Below are 20,222 nucleotides of genomic sequence, written 5' to 3'. Positions count from 1 at the left end.
CATGAGCGGTAAGCGCAGCATCTTCGAAGAGGTCTCGGAAACCGAAAAACAACAGGCTGTTCAACCCGGTATGATCGACCGGGGGCGTGGCGGTGCGCGCAAGGCAATCCGTGCCTGGCTGATGATCCTGTTCGCTTTGGTCGTGGTGATGATCGCTGTCGGCGGTCTGACGCGGCTGACTGACAGCGGGCTGTCGATTACTGAATGGCGCCCAATCACTGGAGCCGTTCCACCGTTGAGCGAGGCAGACTGGCAGGCCGAGTTTGACAAGTACAAGCAGATTGACCAGTGGCGCATTCAGAACCAGTGGATGCAGCTGAGCGACTTCAAAACCATCTATTGGTGGGAATGGGGGCATCGCCAACTGGGCCGCGTGATAGGGCTGGTCTGGGCCATCGGTTTCCTGGGCTTCCTCGTGGCCCGCAAGATACCCACGGGTTGGACCGGCAAGCTGCTGATCCCCGGCCTTCTGGGCGGTGTGCAGGGTGCTGTCGGCTGGTGGATGGTCGCATCGGGTGTGACGCAGGGCGAGGGGATGACCGCCGTCGCCAGCTATCGCCTGGCCACCCATCTGGGGCTGGCATTCGTAATTCTCGGGTTCCTCGCCTGGTATATTTTCGAGCTTGGCCGGGAAGAACGTGACCTGATGCAGGCGCGTCGCATGAAGGAAGCGAAACTGTTCTCGTTGTCCACCGGCCTGATGCATTTCGCCTTTTTGCAAATACTCATTGGTGCGCTTGTCGCCGGGATCGACGCCGGACGGTCTTATACCGATTGGCCGCTGATCGGCGGGCAGCTGCTGCCGCCGGACGCCACCGCGTTGGAGCCGATGTGGCGCAACTTCTTCGAAAGCCCGGGGCTTGTGCAGTTTATTCACCGCTGCGCAGGTTACCTGTTGTTCATCTTTGCTATTGTCGTCTGGCGCCGCGGCAGCGCCAGCGCGCATCCTCAGACGCGCTTCGCCTTCAACGCGGCTTTCGCGGCCCTGTCGTTGCAAGTTGTCGTCGGCATTGTGACCGTCGTCTACGGAGCGCCCTGGCAGATCGCCATCTTCCACCAGTTTATGGCCGTCGTCGTCTGGACCCTTATCCTGCGCGCGCGGTTCCTGACTGCATATCCAATCGCAACATCTGTGCGCGGAGTAAAATAACATGACCGCTTTCGACGAACTGATGGCTTTTCAGCGTGAAACCTCGGCACTGGGCCAAATCGCTGGGCGATTGGGTTGGGATCAGGAAACCGTCATGCCGCGCGGGGCCGCGCCTCAACGCGCCGAGGAAATGGCGGCGATCGAGGCCGTCCTGCACGCGCGCCGATCGGATCCGCGCGTGGCAGAGTGGCTGGATCAGGCCGCGCCTCAGGATGAAGTCGGAAAGGCGCAGCTTCGAGAAATCCGGCGCGCCTATGATCGGGCGGTCAAGGTGCCCGCTGATCTGGCCACGGCGATTGCCCGGACCACGTCCGCCGCACAGGGAACATGGGCACAGGCGCGCGCGGACGAAGATGTCTCGTCCTTCCTTCCTGTACTGGAAGAGGTCGTATCGCTGAAGCGTCAGGAAGGCGAGGCGCTGGCACAGGGCGGAGACGTCTATGACGCCATGGTCGAGGATTATGAACCCTGTACGACTGGCGCTCAGATCGCGGCCATTTTCGATGAGATGCGCCCACGTCTTGTGGCCTTGCGCGCGGCCGTTCTGGAACGCCCTGAACCTGCCGCGCTGACCGGAAGCTTTGACGAGCTGACCCAGATGCGGCTTACGCAAAAACTGGCGGTCGCCTTCGGCTATGACCTCAACAACGGCCGTGTCGACAAGGCGGTTCACCCGTTCAGCTCGGGTTCGGGCCTGGATGTGCGCATCACAACGCGAACCAGCGAAACGGACCCGTTCAACTGCTTTTATTCCACCATTCACGAGGTCGGCCACGCGGCTTACGAACAGGGGATCGACCGCGACTACCTGCTGACGCCGCTGGGGCGCGGCGTGTCCATGGGTGTGCATGAAAGCCAAAGCCGGATCTATGAAAACCAGCTTGGCCGTTCGCGTGCGTTTACGGGATGGTTGTTCGATCAGATGAAAGACGCATTCGGCGATTTCGGAATTGCCGATGCAGATGCTTTCTACGCTACCGTCAACCGGGTTCACAACGGCTATATCCGCACCGAAGCTGATGAAGTGCAATATAATCTGCACATCATGCTTCGGTTCGATCTTGAGCGCGCTTTGATGGCCGGGGACTTGCAGGTCAGCGAGCTGGAAGCGGCGTGGAATGACCGGTTCAAGGCCGACTTCGGTTATGCGGTCGACAAACCGTCGAACGGCTGTTTGCAGGATGTGCACTGGTCGGTTGGACTGTTCGGTTACTTCCCGACCTATTCGCTGGGCAATGTCTATGCAGGATGTCTGTATCAGGCACTGCGCGGCGCAGTTCCTGAACTGGATGAGCAACTGGCAGAAGGTGACACAACAGGCGCAACCGCTTGGCTGCGCGAACACGTCCAGCAACATGGCGGGCTTTATGCGCCACGCGAGATTATCCAGAGGGCGAGTGGAGTAGAGCCGGGGCCCGAACCTTTGCTGGACTATCTAGAACAGAAGTTCAGCGGATTGTACGGGCTGTGACGTCATGAATCGGTAGCCGATTGGCAAGGCTTCTGGCCATATAAGCTGCAACATTGGCTTTGGCTTGAATACTCGAACCAGCGTGTCGTGCAAAAAGTTTTCACATCTGTACCAAGCAGGGGAATTCGGACGCGCGGGTATTTCATGTATGGTTTCCGGGTGACAACCCAGTGTTTTGCGTCCGAAGGGCGAATGACTATGGCCAACCGTGATTTTTCTTCATGGATATCGCGGAACGCGCAACGGGTGCTTCAGAGTGTGTTTCCTGTCACACCGGTACTTGAACGCCGGTAGGCCAGCGTCGTTCCGACCACGCTGGAAATTGAGCACCAGAATGGCCGGGGCACAGGCTGGGTTTGGAGTGACTCTCACGATAGGCGCGATGTTTCTGAATTCATTGCCAAATACGCTTGAGGAGGTGTTGGCACGATTCCCCATTGATCTGGCACAGATCGTAACCACCGGCCATTCCCGCGGCGAACCGGAAAAGTGCGCATCAACAGATTTCGACATGTATGGCCGCCATGGCTACGACAACAGAGGTACTCCCTTCGCCACGCCCGGTTCTGATTGGTTTGATCCAGGTTCTATGGGCGCCGTGGAAGCCACACTAAGGCTCGGGACCTCTGCGGGTTTTCAATGGGACCAAGTTTTTTAGCATGGTGCTATGATCGGCGCATTCCGGGGGACTATGAGGCCGGTTTGAACATTTCGGTTGTTGGCTACTAAATCAGGCATGGCGTTCCAAATGGCTGGAGCGATGTGATGCGCGACTGGTTTGAAGCGGTGAATGCTTTGGACCAGAGCGCTGCTAGCACAAATCCGATCACGTGAAGATAGATAGGAGCCTGCGATATATGAAAGTCAGATTGTTTTAAGATTTCACGCTGAACGCTGCCTTTGGGTGGCGCGTCCTTTCATTCTGCCCAAACACTTGCCGAACAAACATGCACAGATTGACCTAAACCACTGGCACCAGTTCAATCCGGGTCGCGACGGCTGCAAAGAACAAAACGCTGCCGACCAACACAAATACGTGCCAGATCGTATTGTGGAACGGCAGCCAATCCAGCAGGTAGAAGGCGACACCGATCGTATACACGAGCCCACCGGAAATCATCAGTGTGACGATTGTGGGGGACAGATCTGCCAACATGGATTGCCCGGCCCAGACGGCTGCCCAACCCATCAAAAGGTAAAGCGCAAGCCCGAACCAACGGAACCGGTTTGGGTCTAACATCTTGAGAACTGACCCAAGCGTTGCCGAGGACCACAACCCGAGCAACAGCCCAGGAGGCTGAGCACCGGACAACAGTAGAAATGGGGTATAGGTCCCTGCGATCTTGACGTAGATGCCAGAATGGTCGAGGCGTTGCAGAAACCCGCGCCATTCCTCGCTCTCGATCATGTTGTACAACGCAGAAAACGTCAGCATGAGTATCAACGTCACCCCGTAAACCGAGGCACCCAGTACCGCAGATTGATCATACCGGTAATTGATGGTCATCGTGATCAGCAAGGGAACCGCAATCAACGCACTCGAGACACCGAGCACATGGACCATCCCGTCGCTGATACGTTCTGTGCGGCTGTAAGCTGGTCGGATATGTGCAAAAGACCACATATGAAAACGCTAGGCGTCAGAATGGCTTCGGGCAAGCGGATCATCCCGAGAGCTATCGATATCGTGATCCAGAATGACAAAACGCCCGCAGAGCGAGCGTTTTGTTTCATATCCGTAATTTAGCGTGAGGATTATTCTTCGGTTTCCTCATCACCCTGATCGGCGATCCGGGCGACGCTGACGACCTCTTCGCCCTTACCGGTGTTGAAAACTTTGACCCCGCCGGCGCTGCGGGACCGGAACGAGATGCCGTCGACCGGAACCCGGATCGACTGTCCTTTGGAGGTGGCCAGCATGATCTGATCGTCGATTTCGACCGGGAACGAGGCCACCAGCGGGCCGCCCCGCATCGCCTTGTCCATCGCCATCACGCCCATGCCACCACGGCCGCGCACCGGATAGTCATGCGACGAGCTGAGCTTGCCCGATCCCTTGGCCGTGATGGTCAGGATCAGGTTCTCGGCCGCCGACATCTCGGCATAGCGTTCCTGCGGCAGGATGCTGTCGGCATTGCCGCCATCCTCGTCGGCTTCGGTATCGTCGGTCACGCCGGCCATCAGGCGGCGCATTTTCAGATAGGCGGCGCGCTCGTCCGGGGTGGCCTCGAAATGACGGATCACCGACATCGAGACCACGCGGTCGCCCGCGTTCAGCCGGATGCCCCGCACACCGGTCGATTTGCGCCCCTTGAACACCCGCACGTCGGTTGTGGAGAAACGGATCGCCCGGCCGGAATTGGTGACCAGCATCACATCGTCATCGTCCGAGCAGATGCGCGCGTTGACCAGTTCCACGCCCTCGGGCAGGTCCATCGCGATCTTGCCGTTGCGCTTGACGTTGGTGAAGTCGCTCAGCGCGTTGCGGCGCACGTCGCCGGCGCTGGTGGCGAAGACGATCTGAAGGTTTTCCCATTCTTCATCCGGCACATCGACCGGCATGATCGCCGCAATGGAAACGCCGGTGGGAATCGGCAGGATGTTGACAATCGCCTTGCCCTTGCCGGTGCGCCCCGACTGGGGCAGGCGCCAGGTCTTGAGTTTGTAGACCATCCCGTCGGTGGTGAAGAACAGAAGCTGGGTGTGCGTATTGGCCACGAAGAGGGTGGTGACCACGTCCTCCTCCTTGGTCTGCATGCCCGAAAGCCCCTTGCCACCCCGCTTTTGCGCGCGGAAATCGGCAAGCGGCGTGCGCTTGATATAGCCGCCCGAAGTCACGGTCACGACCATGTCTTCGCGCTCGATCAGGTCCTCGTCTTCCATGTCGCCCGACCAGTCGACGATCTCGGTGCGGCGCGGTACTGCGAATTGTTCGCGGACGCTGCGCAGTTCATCAGCGATGATGCCCATTATGCGTTCGCGCGAGGACAGGATATTCAGGTATTCCTTGATCTTTGCGGCCAGGTCTTCCAGTTCGTCCGTGACCTCTTTGACGCCCAGTTGCGTCAGGCGTTGCAGGCGCAGGTCAAGGATGGCGCGGGCCTGAACCTCGGTCAGGTTATAGGTCCCGTCGTCGTTCATCTTGGACAGCGGATCGTCGATCAGGCGCAGATAATCCGCGATGTCCGCGGCCGGCCAGCGCCGGGTCATCAGCTTTTCGCGCGCCTCGGCCGCGTCGGCCGAAGACCGGATCGTGGCCACGACCTCGTCCACGTTCGAGACCGCCACGGCCAGACCGCAGAGGATATGGCTGCGTTCCCGCGCCTTGCGCAGGTCAAAGGCGGTGCGGCGGGCAACGACATCTTCGCGGAAATCGATGAAGCTGGTCAGGAAACGGCGCAGGGTCAGCTGCTCGGGGCGGCCGCCGTTCAGCGCCAGCATGTTGCAGCCGAACGAGGTTTGCATAGGCGTGAACCGGTACAGTTGGTTCAGCACCACCTCCGGTGTTGCGTCGCGCTTCAGCTCGACCACCACCCGCACGCCGTTGCGGTCGGATTCGTCCTGAACGTGGCTGACGCCTTCGATGCGCTTTTCACGCACGGCTTCGGCGATCTTCTCGATCATCGAGGCCTTGTTCACCTGATAGGGGATTTCATCCACGATAATGGCATAGCGATCCTTGCGCAGCTCCTCGACGCGGGTCTTGGCGCGGATTATGACGCTGCCGCGGCCTTCCAGATAGGCCTTGCGCGCGCCGGATCGGCCCAGCATCACGCCGCCGGTGGGGAAATCGGGGCCGGGGACGTATTCGATCAGTTGCTCGGACGTCAGGTCCGGGTCGTCGATCAGGGCCAGCGTCGCGTTAACCACTTCGCCCAGGTTGTGCGGCGGGATGTTGGTGGCCATGCCCACCGCGATACCGCCGGCGCCGTTGACCAGCATGTTGGGGAACCGCGCGGGTAGGACGGTGGGTTCCTTGTCCTTGCCGTCGTAGTTGTCCTGGAAATCGACCGTCTCTTTCTCGATATCCGCCAGTAGGGCGGCGGCGGGCTTGTCCATCCGCACTTCGGTGTAACGCATGGCCGCCGGGTTGTCGCCGTCCATCGAGCCGAAGTTGCCCTGACCATCCAGCAGTGGCAGCGACATCGAAAAATCCTGCGCCATCCGCACCAGCGCATCATAGATCGCGCTGTCGCCGTGGGGGTGATACTTACCCATCACGTCACCCACCGGACGGGCCGATTTGCGATAGGCCTTGTCATGGGTATTACCGGTCTCGTGCATCGCATAGAGGATGCGCCGATGCACCGGTTTCAAACCATCGCGCAGATCGGGGATCGCGCGGCTGACGATGACCGACATCGCATAGTCCAGATAGGACGTGCGCATCTCGGATTCGATCGAGACCGTCGGGCCGTCATAGACAGGGCGCTCGGGCGGGGTTTCATCCATGTTTTCGGGGATTTCTGGCGTATCGCTCACGTAAACTGCCCGTATTTTGTGCTGGGTCTATATCTTGTGGATGCACCTTATCAGACCCGGCACATAAGGTGCAAGCAAGCAGCGCTCCCCAAGGTTCGAATCCTCGGTAACACCCAAGTAACATATTGTTATCTAAGTATTAGGGGGTTTTCGTGCTAGCCTGAGAATACCGTGCAACAAACCGGAGGTCTGCATGAAGACAACTGAAACCGAATTGATGCTTAAGGGCTATGGCCTGACAACGGCCGAATTTTTCTATCACATGCCCGATTACGTCCACGTCCTGAATACCTTCATCTGGCAGGAATATGACCTTGCGCCGGATCATCCGAAACTCTTCGAATTCATCGAGTTTTGGCAACGAGAAATAGAAGGGCCGCTGCATTCCGTGAAATTCACGCACCGCAAGATGATCGCACCGGGCGAGTGGCGCAACATGGTTGGCGAGTTTCGCGTGAACTGAGTGATCGGCCAGGTTCGCCTGTGCGTCGGAATTCCTGTTCTCATTTGAGGCAAGTCGCGTATGGTGACTGCCAATCTGATGGCGTCACAGGAAAAACAATGATCAGACCCGTTCTATTTGTTGCAGCGCTTTGCATGACCAGCCCCGTTTTTGCCGAGGGTGTTCTGGACAAGATCAAGAAAGGTGCCGAGAGCGTCGGGAAGACGATCGACAAAGGTGCCGAAGCGGTTGACGATACGATCACGTCCACTTCGGAGCTGCTGTCCAACGAGGCGACACCTGAAGAAACGCGCGCAAAGCTCGACGCGATGGCAGGCGAGATTTTGGATCAGCTTTTGGCGGAAAACCCCGATGCGCGGCCTCTTTATGACGTCAGTGCCGGGTATGCGGTGTTCGACTCTCGTAAGGTTACAGTATTCCCTGTGTCGGCGGGCTATGGCCGGGGCGTGGCGGTGTCGAAAGACACCGGGCAACACACATACATGAACATGGGAACGGGCGGGGTTGGCGGCGCCATCGGCATCGGTGGGTTCGAGACCAAATTCGTGATCCTGTTCGAAACTCCCGCTGATCTGGATAAGTTCATAAACCAAGGCTATGACGCGACCGCAGAAACGGGGGCCATGTATGGCGAGGACAAAACGGGCGAAACCCTGCGTTTTACTGATGGCCGCTCGTTCTTTGTTCTCAACAAAAAGGGCTGGCGCGTATCGGCTGGCGCGTCCGGCACCAAGTTCTGGAAATCGCCCGAGCTGAACTGATCAGCCAGAACAGCTGGCCCCGCCCAAAACGCAGAATTTGGCGCAATGAGGGTGGTTCAGATGCACGTCCGCCTCGGCCTCGGCCAGGGTATGACCCATCTCGAACTCGGGCTCATAGGGCAGCAGGGTGCAGGCCAGGACAGCAGGTTTTTCGGCCCCCTTGCGTTTGACCACCATACGGGCGCTGGCGCACATGACGTCGTTGGGGGATTTGTCAAGAATTCCCCAGCACGCGGTGGTGATTTCTGGAACCTCGACAGTTTCGTCCATTTCGGGAAACAGAACGGTCTGAGCCGGGTTCTGCGGATCAATGTCAAATCCGTTCTCGGCAAAGAACCTGGCATAGCCCGCACGGCTTTCCGCGTCTGACTCCCCCCAGACCGTACGCCCGGCGATGGCCATGTTGAAACCGTGGTCGCGCAACCATTCCATACCGGTCAGGGTTTTGTCGAAGCTGCCGTCGCCGCGTTCTTCGTCGTGCAGGGCCGGGCGGAAGTGATCGACCGAAATGCGCAGAGTCAACATTTGGTTGAATTCCTTTTGCAACCCCAGCAACCCTTCGCGCATTTTGCGGCGCATCATCGGCGCCATTGCGTTGGTCAGGATCAGAACCTTGTACCCTCTTTCCAGCGCGGCGCGCGTCATGTCGATCATTTGCGGGTTCATGAACGGCTCACCGCCCGTGAAGCCGATCTCGTGCACGGGCCAGTTGCGGGCTCCGATCTGATCCAGGTAGTTCCGGACCTCGTCAGCGGTGATGTAAACCAAAGCGTCATTGGTCGGGCTGCTGGCGATATAGCAGTTCACGCATTCGATATTGCACAAAGTGCCCGTATTGAACCAAAGGGTCTCGGGCCGTGTCAGGGAAACCCTTGCGCGGGTCTGGCCGTCAGCTGTCACCGATTTGTTTTGAAACTTGCCGATATTGGCGAGCTGAGGGGCGTTGTCTTTCATTCCCGCATCCGGTTCTTAAAGGTCATCAATTCGATCTACCCCTTTGTCGCGGATTTGGTAAGGGTGACGCAGCGGTTCTGACAGAGTTTTGAACAGAGTGATTTTTTGCCGAATGGTTGCGCTAACATTGGACATGCCGGAAGGGGCGAGGTAAGGACAATTCATGGTTTCACGCGTCATACCTGTTGATCCCTTTGATCTGATCATTTTCGGCGGTACCGGCGATCTGGCGCAGCGCAAGATTCTGCCCGCGCTCTACCGTCGGTTTTGCGCCGGGCAATGGCATGAGGATGCCAGGATTATCGCAGCCGCGCGTGCAGGCCATTCGGCGGAAGATTTCCGACAGATGGTCGCAGAATCGCTGCGCCGGCATGCTGCGGTTCGCGCTTCGGAGTCCCAGAGAGTGTCCCGTTTTCTACAACGGGTCGATTATGTCCCGCTGGATGCAGTATCAGCCGAAGGATGGGACCTTCTGGGTGAAAAACTGTCACCCAACCGCGTGCGCGCGTTCTATTTCTCGGTCGGTCCCAGCCTGTTCGGCCCCTTGGCCGAGCGGGTCCGGGCCTATGATCTGGCGACCGAAGATACGCGCATCGTGGTGGAAAAGCCGTTCGGGCATGATTTGGGCAGCGCGCGAGAGCTGAATGCCACACTGGCTGCGCATTTTGATGAAAGCCAGATCTACCGAATCGATCATTACCTGGGCAAGGAAACCGTTCAGAACCTGATGGCCGTACGGTTTGGCAATATGCTGTTCGAACCGCTGTGGAACAGCCAGTATGTCGACCATATCCAGATCACCGTTGCCGAAACCGTCGGTATCGATGGGCGCGAAGAATATTATGAACGCGCCGGCGCGATGCGGGACATGGTGCAAAATCACCTGATGCAGCTGCTGTGCCTGATTGCCATGGAACCCCCGGCGAAGTTCGATCCGGACGCGGTGCGGGATGAAAAGCTCAAGGTGATCCGAGCGCTTGATCCGGTGGAGCCGCATCACATCGTGCGCGGCCAGTTTTCGGCAGGGCCCGAGGGGGCGGGATACCGCGAATGTGTCGGCAATCCACGCTCGACCACTGAAAGCTATGTGGCGCTGAAGGCGCATGTCAGCAATTGGCGATGGGCGGGCACGCCGTTTTATCTGCGTACGGGCAAACGGCTGGTGGCGCGCTCGTCTATTATCAATGTGATGTTCAAGGACGCGCCGCATTCGATTTTCGGGGAAGAGGCCGGGCGTCACGCCAATGCGTTGTCGATCCGGTTGCAACCCAACGAAGGGATCACGCTGAAAGTGACGATCAAGGAGCCGGGGCCAGGCGGTATGCGGCTGATCGACGTGCCATTGGACATGAGTTTCGCCGAAGCGCTGGGGCCCGAGAACCAAGACCCGCCAGACGCTTACGAGCGCCTCGTCATGGACGTGATACGGGGCAACCAGACGCTGTTCATGCGTGGGGACGAGGTCGAGGCCGCCTGGGCCTGGACCGATCCGATCATCGCCGGATGGCTGGCGCGCGGGGACGTGCCGAAACCTTATGACAGCGGCAGCACAGGGCCGGGCGACGCCGAGCTGCTGATGAAACGTGACGGTCGCCGCTGGCAGGGAATAAAGCCATGAACATTCAGGAATATGCCGACCGGGAAATGTTGGCCATCGATGTGGCAAACGCGTTGGCGGGTGAGCTTGAGGCCGCTTTGTTGCACAATGACACGGTTGCATTGGCCGTCCCCGGCGGGACAACACCGGGGCCGGTTTTTGACAGCCTGTGTGCCGCCGATCTCGAGTGGGACCGTGTGCGTGTTCTGCCTACGGACGAACGCTGCGTGCCGGCTGATCACGAACGTTCGAACGAACGTCTGATCCGGGAAAGACTGCTGACAAACCGGGCATCCGTCGCGCAGTATATTCCACTTTATGTTCCGGGCGCGGAGCCTGAAGCGGCGTTGCCGGAAGTTGAATCGCTGATCGCGCCGGTACTGCCTTTGTCGGTTCTTGTCCTCGGGATGGGGGAAGACATGCACACGGCCTCGCTGTTCCCGGGAATGGACGGGCTGGACAAGGCCCTCGACAGCCAGGCGCCGACCTTGATCGTCGCCCGGACCGATGTGCAGCCAGAGCCCCGGATTTCTTTGACGGCCCCTGTTCTGGACGGGGCCTTGTCGAAACATCTGATCATCTACGGGCAGGCAAAACGAGACGTATTGGACAAAGCCATGTCGATGCCACCGGAAGAGGCACCGATCGCCGCGGTCCTCAGCGGCATGACGGTTCATTGGGCGGAGTGAGGCAATGCAGTTGGATGCTTTGAAGGCGCTTGCAGCAGCTGACCGCCGTATCGTCGACCTGTTTGCAAAGGATGCAACCCGGGCCGGGTCGTTTTCAGCCTCGACCGGGGATTTGCTGTTCGATTATTCAAAAACGCAGATCGATGAAGACGTGCGCGCTGCTTTGTTGCAATTGTGCGAAGATGCCGGGCTTGCGACGCGGCGCGACGCCATGTTTGCCGGGAAGAAGATCAACGAAACCGAAGGGCGCGCAGTGCTGCACACCGCCCTGCGCAACCTTGATGGTGGGCCGGTTGACGTGGACGGTCAGGACGTCATGCCCGGGGTTCTGGACACGCTGCATCGGATGCGTGTTTTTGCCGAGGAAGTGCGCGGCGGCGCCATTGCGGGGGCAGGGGGCAGTTTCACCGATGTGGTGAATATCGGCATCGGGGGGTCCGACCTGGGCCCGGTGATGGCCACGCACGCACTGGCCCCTTATCACGATGGCCCGCGGGTGCATTACGTCTCGAACGTGGATGGGGCCCACATCGCGGACACGTTGCGCCCGTTGGATCCGGCGCGGACGCTTGTTATTGTCGCGTCCAAGACATTCACCACGATCGAAACGATGACCAATGCGCGCACGGCCCGCGCCTGGATGTCCGAGGGCGGAGGTGATCCGTCCCGCCAGTTTGCCGCCGTATCCAGCGCGCTGGACAAGACGCAGGCTTTCGGCATCCCCGAGGCGCATGTATTCGGTTTCGCCGATTGGGTGGGCGGGCGTTATTCGGTCTGGGGGCCGGTCGGATTGCCGGTCATGATTGCCGTCGGTTCAAATGCATTTGATGCGTTTCTGCGGGGCGGGCAGGCGATGGATCTGCATTTCCGCTCGGCGGATTGGGTGGAAAACATGCCTGTGATGCTGGCGCTCGTCGGTATATGGCACCGTCAGGTTCTGGGTTGCACCAGCCGCGCTGTGCTGCCCTATGATCAGCGGCTGCTGCGCCTGCCAGCCTATCTCCAGCAGTTGGAAATGGAATCGAATGGCAAATCTGTCGCGATGGACGGATCTTCGCTGGCTGTCCCCTCCGGGCCGGTGGTCTGGGGTGAGCCGGGTACCAATGGCCAGCATGCGTTCTATCAACTGATCCATCAGGGGACGGATGTCATTCCCTGCGAATTCATGGTCGCCGCCGAAGGGCACGAACCCGAGTTGACCCACCATCACCGCCTGCTTTTGGCCAACTGTCTGGCCCAGTCAGAGGCTTTGATGCGTGGCCGGTCTTTGGATGAAGCCCATGAACGCATGGCAGAGAAAGGCCTTGATGGCGACGAACTTGACCGACAGGCGCGACACCGCGTGTTTCCGGGCAACCGCCCTTCCACAACGCTGATCTATCCGAAGCTTACGCCGTTCGTTCTGGGGCAGATTATCGCGCTGTACGAGCATCGTGTGTTCGTTGAAGGTGTTCTGCTGGGCATCAATTCCTTTGATCAGTGGGGTGTGGAATTGGGCAAAGAGCTTGCCAACTCGCTTGGACCTGTCGTGGATGGTGTCGCCAGTGCTGACGGTAAGGACGGATCAACCGCCGCATTGGTCGCCTACGCGCTGAAACACCGAAACTAAGAGCGAAAAAATGCCGCCCACGGCCGTGTTGGGCTGCATTCTTTTATTGTCAGACAATTAAATGATTGGCAGGGTTCCTCCGTAGGAAACGACTGTATTGACGCATCGGGTCACGCCCCAAGCCGTCAATGCCAGATGGACAAGGCAGAGGCCATCCAAGGTCTCGCCAAGGACGGGAGGATGTCCATGTTAGGACAGATGATGACGCAGCCCTTGCTGGTTTCGTCGCTGATCGATCACGCTGACCGCTATCACGGCCAGACCGAGATTGTTTCGGTTGAAACGGATGGAACGGTCACTGAAACCAACTGGTCCGAGATTGCGGTGAATGCCCGACGGATGGCGTCGGCCTTGACCAATCTGGGGCTGGAACCGCAGGACAGGATCGGGACACTGGCCTGGAACAATCGGCGGCATCTCGAGATCTATTTTGCCACGTCCGGCGCGGGCTATGTCTGTCACACGGTCAATCCCCGCCTGTTCCCCGAGCAGCTGACCTTTATCATCAACCATGCCCAGGACAGGGTTCTGTTCTTTGATGCGACGTTCATTCCGCTGGTCGCCGCGCTGCATGACGCTTTGTCCGAAGTTCAGCATTTTGTCCTCATGGGGCCTCGCAATGAAGAGGCTGCGGCTCAGGTTCCTGATCTGAAGTTCTATGACGAGTTGCTGGAGACCGGGGATGCAGGTTTCCAATGGCCTGAGCTGGATGAAAAGACGGCCTGCGGTCTGTGCTATACGTCGGGAACCACGGGCAATCCAAAGGGCGTGTTGTATTCCCATCGGTCAACACTGCTGCACAGTTTTGCATCGAACACACGGGATGTGATCGGGTATTCAGCGATGGATGTTGTCATGCCGGTTGTGCCGATGTTCCACGTCAACGCGTGGGGGTCGCCCTACGCCTGCGCCATGTCGGGATCGCGGCTTGTATTGCCTGGGCCGGATTTGCACGGCGAGGCGCTGGTCAATCTGATCGACACCTATGGCGTGACCTTGGCCATGGGCGTGCCGACCATCTGGCAGGGCTTGCTGGCCTATGCTGCGGCATGCGGAACCGAACTCAAAAGCCTTGAACGCACGGTTATCGGCGGCGCCGCGTGCCCTCCGTCGATGATCGAAACGTTCCGCGAAACCTATGGCGTTGACACGGTCCACGCCTGGGGCATGAGCGAGATGAGCCCGCTGGGCACGACGAATTATCCATTGGCCAAACATCTGAAGCTGCCGCCGGAAGAACAGCACAAGATCCGCCTGAGTCAGGGCAGACCACCCTTTGGGGTCGAATTGAAAATCGTGGACGAAGATGGGAATGATCTGCCGCATGACGGCGAAACCCAAGGCGATTTGATGGTGCGAGGTCACTGGGTTCTGGACAGCTACTTCCAGTTGCAGGATCAGGAACTTTTACAGGATGGCTGGTTCGCTACCGGGGATGTGGCCACTTTGGACCCGGATGGCTACATGACCATTCGCGACAGATCCAAGGACATCATCAAATCCGGTGGGGAATGGATCAGTTCGGTCGAGCTTGAAAACATCGCCGTGGCCCACCCCCAGCTTGCAACAGCCGCCGTGGTTGGTGTTCCGCATCCGAAATGGGATGAACGCCCCTTGCTGGTTGCCGTGAAAGCCGATGGTGAAGAGCCCAGCGAAGAGGATTTGCTTGCCTTTTTCGAAGGCAAAATCGCCAAGTGGCAGATTCCGGACAAGGTTGTCTTTGTCGACGCATTGCCGCTGAGCGCGACCGGAAAGGTATTGAAACGCAAGCTTCGGGCCGAGTTCGGCGACGCCCTGACAGGCTAGGTCTGCTGCGTTTTGGGGAATTGGCTCCGGCGGTAGGGATCGAACCTACGACCAATTGATTAACAGTCAACTGCTCTACCGCTGAGCTACGCCGGAACGGTTCGCGCCGTATAGCAATCCGGTTTCCCGACGTCCAGAGGGTGCGTGTGTTTTTCGACGAAAAAAACCGGCATAAATCGATGTGATTTTTGACGGCAATGCAGGTCTGAACGAAGGGGGGATTTTGGCTCCGGCGGTAGGGATCGAACCTACGACCAATTGATTAACAGTCAACTGCTCTACCGCTGAGCTACGCCGGAACTGAGGCGCATATAGCAACCCCGATTCCGGACGTCCAGAGGTTAAGTACGAGAACCATCAAAAATTTTTTTGTTTTAGCGAACCCGTCGAAAAACAGATGAAACTGACAGGGGGCCAATGGGGCCCACTTTGTTTTTTCCATTCAGATCAACGAGATGAGCAAAGACGTTGCGCTCGGCCGCGGGCAGCAATGCCGCTGGCGTATCCGTATAGATGCGCTCGGCCAGATGCCGCGCTGTCCCGTCTTCTTCTTCCAATGCGCTCAGAATCTGGGCCTCGCGGGTTTGGCGATGTGCAATCAGCCAATCCAAACGTTGGGCAGGGTTGGTGATCGGTGCGCCATGGCCGGCGTGGAAAACCGACCAGTCGCGCGCGCGCAGCCGATGGCAGGCAGTCATGAAGTCGGTCAGATCACCATCCGGAGGGGACACCAGCGAGCTGGCCCAACCCATGACATGATCTGCCGTGAAACAGATGTTCTGCCAGGCCAGGGCAATGTGATTGCCCAGATGGCCCGGTGTGTGAATGACCTCAAGCTGCCATCCGTCGCCATTGATGGTCTCACCATCCGTCACTTCGACATCAGGGCGAAACGTGGTGTCGATGCCTTCGCCGCCGCCGGTCAGCCCCTGCGCGGCAAGATCGGTCATGACGGCGCTGCGTCCTGCCTCGGGCCCGCCATAAGCATAAATCGTCGCCCCTGTGCGCGCCGCCAGCGGAGCGGCCAGGGGTGAATGGTCCACATGCGTATGTGTGACAATGATATGGCTGATCCTTTGATCCGGCGCCAAGGAATCCAGAATTGCGCCCAGATGTGCCTCGCTTGCGGGGCCTGGATCGATGACTGCAATGTCGCATTCACCCAGCAGATACGTATTGGTGCCACGATAGGTCATCGGAGAGGGATTCGGGGCCAGAATACGCCGCAAACCCGGATGCAGTTCCTCTGGCTGGCCGACGGGCGGATCGAATTCATCTGGTGCCTGCATTCTGTGCTCTTTCTCTTGTCCGGGCAGCCCGTTAGGTTTAGCGCATGTCTTCGCACTGGCTCAAACCTTATATGCCTCGCAGTCTTTACGCCCGGGCAGCGCTGATCCTGGTTTTACCTGTGATCGTGCTGTTGCTGGTCGTGGGAATCGCGTTCCTTCAAAAGCATCTTGAGGATGTCACCGGCCAGATGACACGCGCGGCATCCCGCGAGGTGATGCTGATTTCGACAATGATCGAGGACGCGGAAACGCAACAACAGGCGCTGGCGTCGATTCGTCCCGATTTGCAGGCCCTTGAGATGAAGGCCAGGTTTCTGGGCGTCAACGAACAGCCTGAGATTGGCGCGCGGCGATGGTACGATTTCATCGCCCCGCAGGTCGAATCCGAACTGTATGCCAGGTTGCCCAATCTGGACGCCGTGGCTTTACCCAGCAGCAAAGAGGCGCGGGTCTATCTGAAGACGCATCTGGGGCTGCTGCAATTGACGTTCGATCGGCGCAGGTTGTCGCCCGCGGCCCCGCATCAATTGATCGTCACCATGGTGTTCTTTGCGGTCATCATGACGACGATCTCGTTTCTTTACATGCGGAATCAATTGCGTCCCATTACGCGCCTCGCTGATGCGGCGCAGGCATTCGGGCGGGGGCGAATCGTTCCGTATTCACCAGGTGGTGCTATCGAGGTGCGCGCGGCGGGAAATGCGTTTCTGGATATGCGGTCCCGGATCGAACGCCAGATCGAACAAAGGACCTTGATGCTGTCGGGTGTCAGCCACGATCTGCGGACCCCGTTGACACGTTTGAAGCTTGGACTGTCGATGTTGCCGGAAGACGAGGCCGCACCGTTGCAAAAGGATGTCACGGAAATGCAGTCCTTGCTGGATGCGTTTCTGGATTTTTCGCGTGGGGCTGCCGAGGGATCGACGGAAGAGGTCCAACCGGATGAATTCCTCCGCCAGATCGTGGATGATGCAAAACGGGCCGGTCATCAGGCAGAGCTGATCGCGGTCGAGGGGCAGGGGACGGTCATGATACGCCCCATGGCTGTACGCCGGGCGGTGGAAAACCTGATTGGAAATGCCATGCGCTATGGCAGCCGGGCCGAGCTCAGCCTGTTTTTGAACGCGAAATCGATGCGCATCCGCGTTGAGGATGACGGCCCCGGTATACCTGCGGACCAACGTACAGAGGCGGTAAAGCCTTTCACGCGACTCGACCCGGCTCGCAATCAGAATCAGGGCAGTGGCGTTGGCCTTGGTCTTGCGATTGTGGCGGATGTCGCGCGCGCGCATGGTGGCGCTTTGCGTCTGTCGAAAAGTGAACGTCTCGGAGGGCTCTGCGCGGACATTATTATCGGGCGATAGACCCCCTGTTATGTCTGCGAATGGGGTTCAATTTTGTTAATTTGTCTGGCCATGGCATCCTGTCCTCATAGTTTTTTGCTTTTTTGGGGGCGCATAAGATGGTTATCGCAGGATTCGTGAAATTGGCCGAAAAGGGGTTTGTCGGGTGCGCGACACTTGCGGCCTTGCTGCCTCTTTGGCAGTGGTATGACGAAACCGATGAAAGGCGGGTGGAACGTTTGACCGGTTTTATCGGGGCAGGCGATACATGTCTGAAATGGTTGCGGTCCGACCTGATCGAGTCGTTGGCATCCGAGTTGTGGCATGCGTCGCAGCAGGACGTGGTGGATGGCGACGAGGATCTGGCACCTCTTCCAGTTCAGGTGCGTGCCAATATGGCGATATTTTGCGCTGAAATGCTGGACTATTTGCAGAATGACTTCGGCAAGTTCGATGAGCCTCTCGCCTATGATTATTACATGATGATCATGGATGCGTCGTTCTGGGTCGATCCTGATGAATTCGAGACCTATTTGGAGGCGGTGCATCAAGATCCGAGCCTGTCCGGCAGTCACGAGGATTACAGCTTTGGTGGGCGCGACGGCTATTCCTATGAATGGCAAGTAACGCAAGAGGAGCTTGACGCCTATTTTGGGTTCGAAGATTCGGACGGATAAGCCAGCGCATCAGCGTCCAGACGGCAACAACCCACCCGGATGTTTCGGCGAAATGGTAGGCCCGGAGGGACTCGAACCCCCAACCAAAGCGTTATGAGCGCTCTGCTCTAACCAATTGAGCTACAGGCCCGCCTAGGCGCTTGGGTATCACGGTGAACAGCCGCGTCAAGCCTGACCGTTGCAACAAACGCCACAATCGACTAACCCGCCCGCAAAGCTTTCTTGAGGGACCGGACATGACAGCGGGTAAAAACGGAATCACCTATGCCGATGCAGGTGTGGATATCGACGCGGGCAACGCCCTGGTCGATCGGATCAAACCCGCCGCCAAGCGGACCAACCGCCCCGGTGTGATGAGCGGCCTGGGTGGATTTGGCGCGCTGTTCGATCTGAAGGCTGCCGGATACCAGGACCCGATCCTGGTCGGTGCGACGGATGGCGTGGGCACCAAGCTGCGGATTGCGATTGATACCGGCGTCGTGGACGGGGTCGGCGTCGATCTGGTGGCCATGTGCGTCAATGACCTGATCTGTCAGGGGGCCGAGCCGCTGTTCTTCCTCGACTATTTCGCGACCGGCAGGCTGGATACCGATACGGCGGCGCGGATCATCGAAGGGATTGCCGAAGGCTGTGCGCAGTCTGGCTGTGCCCTGATCGGTGGTGAAACTGCCGAGATGCCGGGAATGTATCCCGATGGCGATTTTGATCTGGCCGGGTTTGCGGTCGGTGCGATGGAACGCGGCGCAGATCTGCCCGCGGGCGTTCAAGCCGGCGACGTCCTTTTGGGTCTGGCCTCGAACGGGGTGCATTCCAACGGCTATTCGCTTGTGCGCAAGCTGGTCGAACTGTCCGGTCTGGGCTGGGATTCGCCGTCGCCCTTCGGAGAGGGCAACCTGGGTGAGGCACTTCTGACGCCCACACGCCTTTACGTAAAACCGGTTTTGGCTGCGGTTCGTGCGGGTGGTGTTCACGCGCTGGCGCATATCACCGGCGGCGGGTTGACCGAAAATCTTCCGCGCGTGCTGCCCCAAGGGCTGGGGGCCCGGATCGATCTGGGCAGCTGGCAACTGCCCCCTGTCTTCGGCTGGATGGCGAAGACCGGAAGTATCGTTGAGGCGGAAATGCTCAAGACCTTCAATTGCGGCATCGGCCTTATTGTCGTGTGCGCCGCGGACAAGGCGGATGAGCTGTCGGCCCTGCTGGCGGATGCCGGTGAAACCGTCGCTCGGATCGGTACTGTCACGGAAACGCCCGGCGTTGCCTATTCGGGCAAACTGCTGTGAGCCAGAAGCGCGTCGCGATCCTGATCTCCGGGGGCGGGTCGAACATGGTGTCGCTTGTTGACAGCATGACCAAAGATCATCCGGCGCGGCCCTGTTTGGTGTTGTCCAATGACGCGCAGGCAGGCGGGCTGAAAAAAGCTGCGGACCGTGGCATTCCGACCGCAGTGGTTGATCATCGCCCTTTCAAGGGGGACCGCAGCGCCTTTGAAGCCGAGCTTTTGAAACCCCTGCAAGAGGCGCGACCCGACATTGTCTGTCTGGCTGGCTTCATGCGGGTTCTGACAGCGGATTTCGTGTCTCGGTTTCAAGGACGGATGCTGAATATCCACCCTTCATTATTGCCAAAATACAAAGGGTTACACACCCATGCCCGCGCGATTCAAGCCGGAGATTCCGAACACGGCTGCTCGGTGCATGAGGTGACGGCGGCACTGGATGACGGCCCGATTCTGGGTCAGGCGCGGGTGCCGATCCAAGCCGATGATACACCGGAATCGCTGGCTGCGCGGGTGCTGGTGTGGGAGCATAAGCTCTACCCTGAAGTGCTGCGGCGCTTTGCAGAAGGCAACAGGTCGCCCGTCCTGTTGCCGTGAACGCTCTGTGGGTGATTTACACCCGTGCAATAATCGGCCTATGGTCGTCGACAAC

The 20,222-nt window shown here is 58.7% G+C and carries 17 protein-coding genes and 3 tRNA genes; 13 read left to right on the top strand and 7 right to left on the bottom strand.

Annotated elements, in window-relative coordinates; all coding sequences use genetic code 11:
- The first annotated feature begins 1 nt into the window (after position 1).
- The 3 genes from ctaA (at position 2) to GS614_RS02615 (ending at position 3,279) form a co-directional block, all read left to right on the top strand.
- On the top strand, positions 2-1,150 hold the full coding sequence (gene ctaA, locus GS614_RS02625) for a heme A synthase (RefSeq protein ID WP_171167918.1): 1,149 nt from the start codon (positions 2-4) through the stop codon (positions 1,148-1,150).
- Position 1,151: 1 nt separating this feature from the next.
- Positions 1,152-2,621 carry a carboxypeptidase M32 gene (locus GS614_RS02620; protein WP_171725441.1) on the top strand — a complete coding sequence of 490 codons (1,470 nt, stop codon included), beginning with the start codon at positions 1,152-1,154 and terminating at the stop codon, positions 2,619-2,621.
- Between the two features lie 382 nt (positions 2,622-3,003).
- A complete protein-coding gene (locus GS614_RS02615; RefSeq protein WP_171725440.1) occupies positions 3,004-3,279 on the top strand; it encodes a hypothetical protein in 276 nt (91 codons plus the stop codon).
- A 303-nt stretch (positions 3,280-3,582) separates the two neighbouring features.
- On the opposite strand, the gene GS614_RS02610 is transcribed toward GS614_RS02615, so the two are convergent.
- Together GS614_RS02610 and gyrA are read right to left on the bottom strand one after the other, a co-directional pair.
- Positions 3,583-4,185, bottom strand: a complete 603-nt coding sequence (locus GS614_RS02610) for a hemolysin III family protein (RefSeq protein WP_253285275.1) — start codon at positions 4,183-4,185, stop codon at positions 3,583-3,585.
- A 191-nt stretch (positions 4,186-4,376) separates the two neighbouring features.
- Complete coding sequence (gene gyrA / locus GS614_RS02605) at positions 4,377-7,103, bottom strand: DNA gyrase subunit A (protein WP_171725438.1); 2,727 nt, start codon at positions 7,101-7,103, stop codon at positions 4,377-4,379.
- Between the two features lie 193 nt (positions 7,104-7,296).
- Between gyrA and GS614_RS02600 the strand changes: the two genes are divergently transcribed.
- Together GS614_RS02600 and GS614_RS02595 are read left to right on the top strand one after the other, a co-directional pair.
- A complete protein-coding gene (locus GS614_RS02600) occupies positions 7,297-7,566 on the top strand; it encodes an usg protein (protein WP_171725437.1) in 270 nt (89 codons plus the stop codon).
- Between the two features lie 98 nt (positions 7,567-7,664).
- On the top strand, positions 7,665-8,327 hold the full coding sequence (locus GS614_RS02595) for a hypothetical protein (protein ID WP_216601082.1): 663 nt from the start codon (positions 7,665-7,667) through the stop codon (positions 8,325-8,327).
- Here GS614_RS02595 and GS614_RS02590 read toward each other — a convergent pair whose 3' ends face one another.
- Complete coding sequence (locus GS614_RS02590) at positions 8,328-9,281, bottom strand: radical SAM protein (protein ID WP_171725436.1); 954 nt, start codon at positions 9,279-9,281, stop codon at positions 8,328-8,330.
- A gap of 163 nt (positions 9,282-9,444) precedes the next feature.
- Here GS614_RS02590 and zwf point away from each other — a divergent pair, with 163 nt between their 5' ends.
- The 4 genes from zwf to GS614_RS02570 all read left to right on the top strand — a co-directional run bounded on the left by zwf (position 9,445) and on the right by GS614_RS02570 (position 14,982).
- Entirely contained in the window at positions 9,445-10,899 is a 1,455-nt protein-coding gene (zwf, locus tag GS614_RS02585; RefSeq protein WP_171725435.1) for a glucose-6-phosphate dehydrogenase, read from the top strand.
- Positions 10,896-11,567, top strand: a complete 672-nt coding sequence (pgl, locus tag GS614_RS02580) for a 6-phosphogluconolactonase (protein ID WP_171167932.1) — start codon at positions 10,896-10,898, stop codon at positions 11,565-11,567. Before zwf ends, pgl begins: the two co-directional genes overlap by 4 nt.
- A gap of 4 nt (positions 11,568-11,571) precedes the next feature.
- Positions 11,572-13,176, top strand: coding sequence for a glucose-6-phosphate isomerase (gene pgi, locus GS614_RS02575; RefSeq protein ID WP_171725434.1), 1,605 nt, complete (start codon positions 11,572-11,574; stop codon positions 13,174-13,176).
- A 186-nt stretch (positions 13,177-13,362) separates the two neighbouring features.
- Positions 13,363-14,982, top strand: coding sequence for a long-chain-fatty-acid--CoA ligase (locus tag GS614_RS02570; RefSeq protein WP_171725921.1), 1,620 nt, complete (start codon positions 13,363-13,365; stop codon positions 14,980-14,982).
- 21 nt (positions 14,983-15,003) lie between these two features.
- Here GS614_RS02570 and GS614_RS02565 read toward each other — a convergent pair.
- The 3 genes from GS614_RS02565 to GS614_RS02555 form a co-directional block, all read right to left on the bottom strand.
- Positions 15,004-15,078 (bottom strand) — tRNA-Asn (locus GS614_RS02565).
- A gap of 128 nt (positions 15,079-15,206) precedes the next feature.
- Positions 15,207-15,281: transfer RNA gene (locus GS614_RS02560), tRNA-Asn, on the bottom strand.
- Positions 15,282-15,356: 75 nt separating this feature from the next.
- Positions 15,357-16,271 carry an MBL fold metallo-hydrolase gene (locus GS614_RS02555; protein ID WP_171725433.1) on the bottom strand — a complete coding sequence of 305 codons (915 nt, stop codon included), beginning with the start codon at positions 16,269-16,271 and terminating at the stop codon, positions 15,357-15,359.
- Between the two features lie 44 nt (positions 16,272-16,315).
- Between GS614_RS02555 and GS614_RS02550 the strand changes: the two genes are divergently transcribed.
- Together GS614_RS02550 and GS614_RS02545 are read left to right on the top strand one after the other, a co-directional pair.
- Positions 16,316-17,635 carry an ATP-binding protein gene (locus GS614_RS02550; RefSeq protein WP_171167937.1) on the top strand — a complete coding sequence of 440 codons (1,320 nt, stop codon included), beginning with the start codon at positions 16,316-16,318 and terminating at the stop codon, positions 17,633-17,635.
- Between the two features lie 98 nt (positions 17,636-17,733).
- Positions 17,734-18,291 carry a hypothetical protein gene (locus GS614_RS02545; RefSeq protein WP_171115717.1) on the top strand — a complete coding sequence of 186 codons (558 nt, stop codon included), beginning with the start codon at positions 17,734-17,736 and terminating at the stop codon, positions 18,289-18,291.
- Between the two features lie 53 nt (positions 18,292-18,344).
- Here GS614_RS02545 and GS614_RS02540 read toward each other — a convergent pair.
- A tRNA-Ile gene (locus GS614_RS02540) sits at positions 18,345-18,421 on the bottom strand.
- Positions 18,422-18,527: 106 nt separating this feature from the next.
- Between GS614_RS02540 and purM the strand changes: the two genes are divergently transcribed.
- Both purM and purN read left to right on the top strand, forming a co-directional pair.
- On the top strand, positions 18,528-19,574 hold the full coding sequence (gene purM, locus GS614_RS02535) for a phosphoribosylformylglycinamidine cyclo-ligase (protein WP_171725432.1): 1,047 nt from the start codon (positions 18,528-18,530) through the stop codon (positions 19,572-19,574).
- Positions 19,571-20,167: a phosphoribosylglycinamide formyltransferase gene (gene purN, locus GS614_RS02530; RefSeq protein WP_171204835.1), complete on the top strand. Its 597-nt coding sequence runs from the start codon at positions 19,571-19,573 to the stop codon at positions 20,165-20,167. The genes purM and purN overlap by 4 nt, the downstream gene beginning before the upstream one ends.
- The last annotated feature ends 55 nt before the right edge of the window (positions 20,168-20,222 follow it).

Origin of the sequence: Ruegeria sp. HKCCD6604 (assembly GCF_013110635.1) — a bacterium.
Lineage (GTDB): Bacteria > Pseudomonadota > Alphaproteobacteria > Rhodobacterales > Rhodobacteraceae > Ruegeria.
Note: the sequence above shows the minus strand (reverse complement) of the source record. Positions and strands in the feature narration are given on the sequence as shown.

Excerpts from the sequence above, each read along its gene's own strand:
- ctaA (WP_171167918.1), top strand. The coding sequence starts at position 2 with ATGAGCGGTAAGCGCAGCATCTTCGAAGAGGTCTCGGAAACCGAAAAA.
- GS614_RS02620 (WP_171725441.1), top strand. The coding sequence starts at position 1,152 with ATGACCGCTTTCGACGAACTGATGGCTTTTCAGCGTGAAACCTCGGCA.
- GS614_RS02615 (WP_171725440.1), top strand. The coding sequence starts at position 3,004 with ATGTTTCTGAATTCATTGCCAAATACGCTTGAGGAGGTGTTGGCACGA.
- GS614_RS02610 (WP_253285275.1), bottom strand. The coding sequence starts at position 4,185 with ATGGTCCATGTGCTCGGTGTCTCGAGTGCGTTGATTGCGGTTCCCTTG.
- GS614_RS02600 (WP_171725437.1), top strand. The coding sequence starts at position 7,297 with ATGAAGACAACTGAAACCGAATTGATGCTTAAGGGCTATGGCCTGACA.
- GS614_RS02595 (WP_216601082.1), top strand. The coding sequence starts at position 7,665 with ATGATCAGACCCGTTCTATTTGTTGCAGCGCTTTGCATGACCAGCCCC.
- GS614_RS02590 (WP_171725436.1), bottom strand. The coding sequence starts at position 9,281 with ATGAAAGACAACGCCCCTCAGCTCGCCAATATCGGCAAGTTTCAAAAC.
- zwf (WP_171725435.1), top strand. The coding sequence starts at position 9,445 with ATGGTTTCACGCGTCATACCTGTTGATCCCTTTGATCTGATCATTTTC.
- pgl (WP_171167932.1), top strand. The coding sequence starts at position 10,896 with ATGAACATTCAGGAATATGCCGACCGGGAAATGTTGGCCATCGATGTG.
- pgi (WP_171725434.1), top strand. The coding sequence starts at position 11,572 with ATGCAGTTGGATGCTTTGAAGGCGCTTGCAGCAGCTGACCGCCGTATC.
- GS614_RS02570 (WP_171725921.1), top strand. The coding sequence starts at position 13,363 with ATGTTAGGACAGATGATGACGCAGCCCTTGCTGGTTTCGTCGCTGATC.
- GS614_RS02555 (WP_171725433.1), bottom strand. The coding sequence starts at position 16,271 with ATGCAGGCACCAGATGAATTCGATCCGCCCGTCGGCCAGCCAGAGGAA.
- GS614_RS02550 (WP_171167937.1), top strand. The coding sequence starts at position 16,316 with ATGTCTTCGCACTGGCTCAAACCTTATATGCCTCGCAGTCTTTACGCC.
- GS614_RS02545 (WP_171115717.1), top strand. The coding sequence starts at position 17,734 with ATGGTTATCGCAGGATTCGTGAAATTGGCCGAAAAGGGGTTTGTCGGG.
- purM (WP_171725432.1), top strand. The coding sequence starts at position 18,528 with ATGACAGCGGGTAAAAACGGAATCACCTATGCCGATGCAGGTGTGGAT.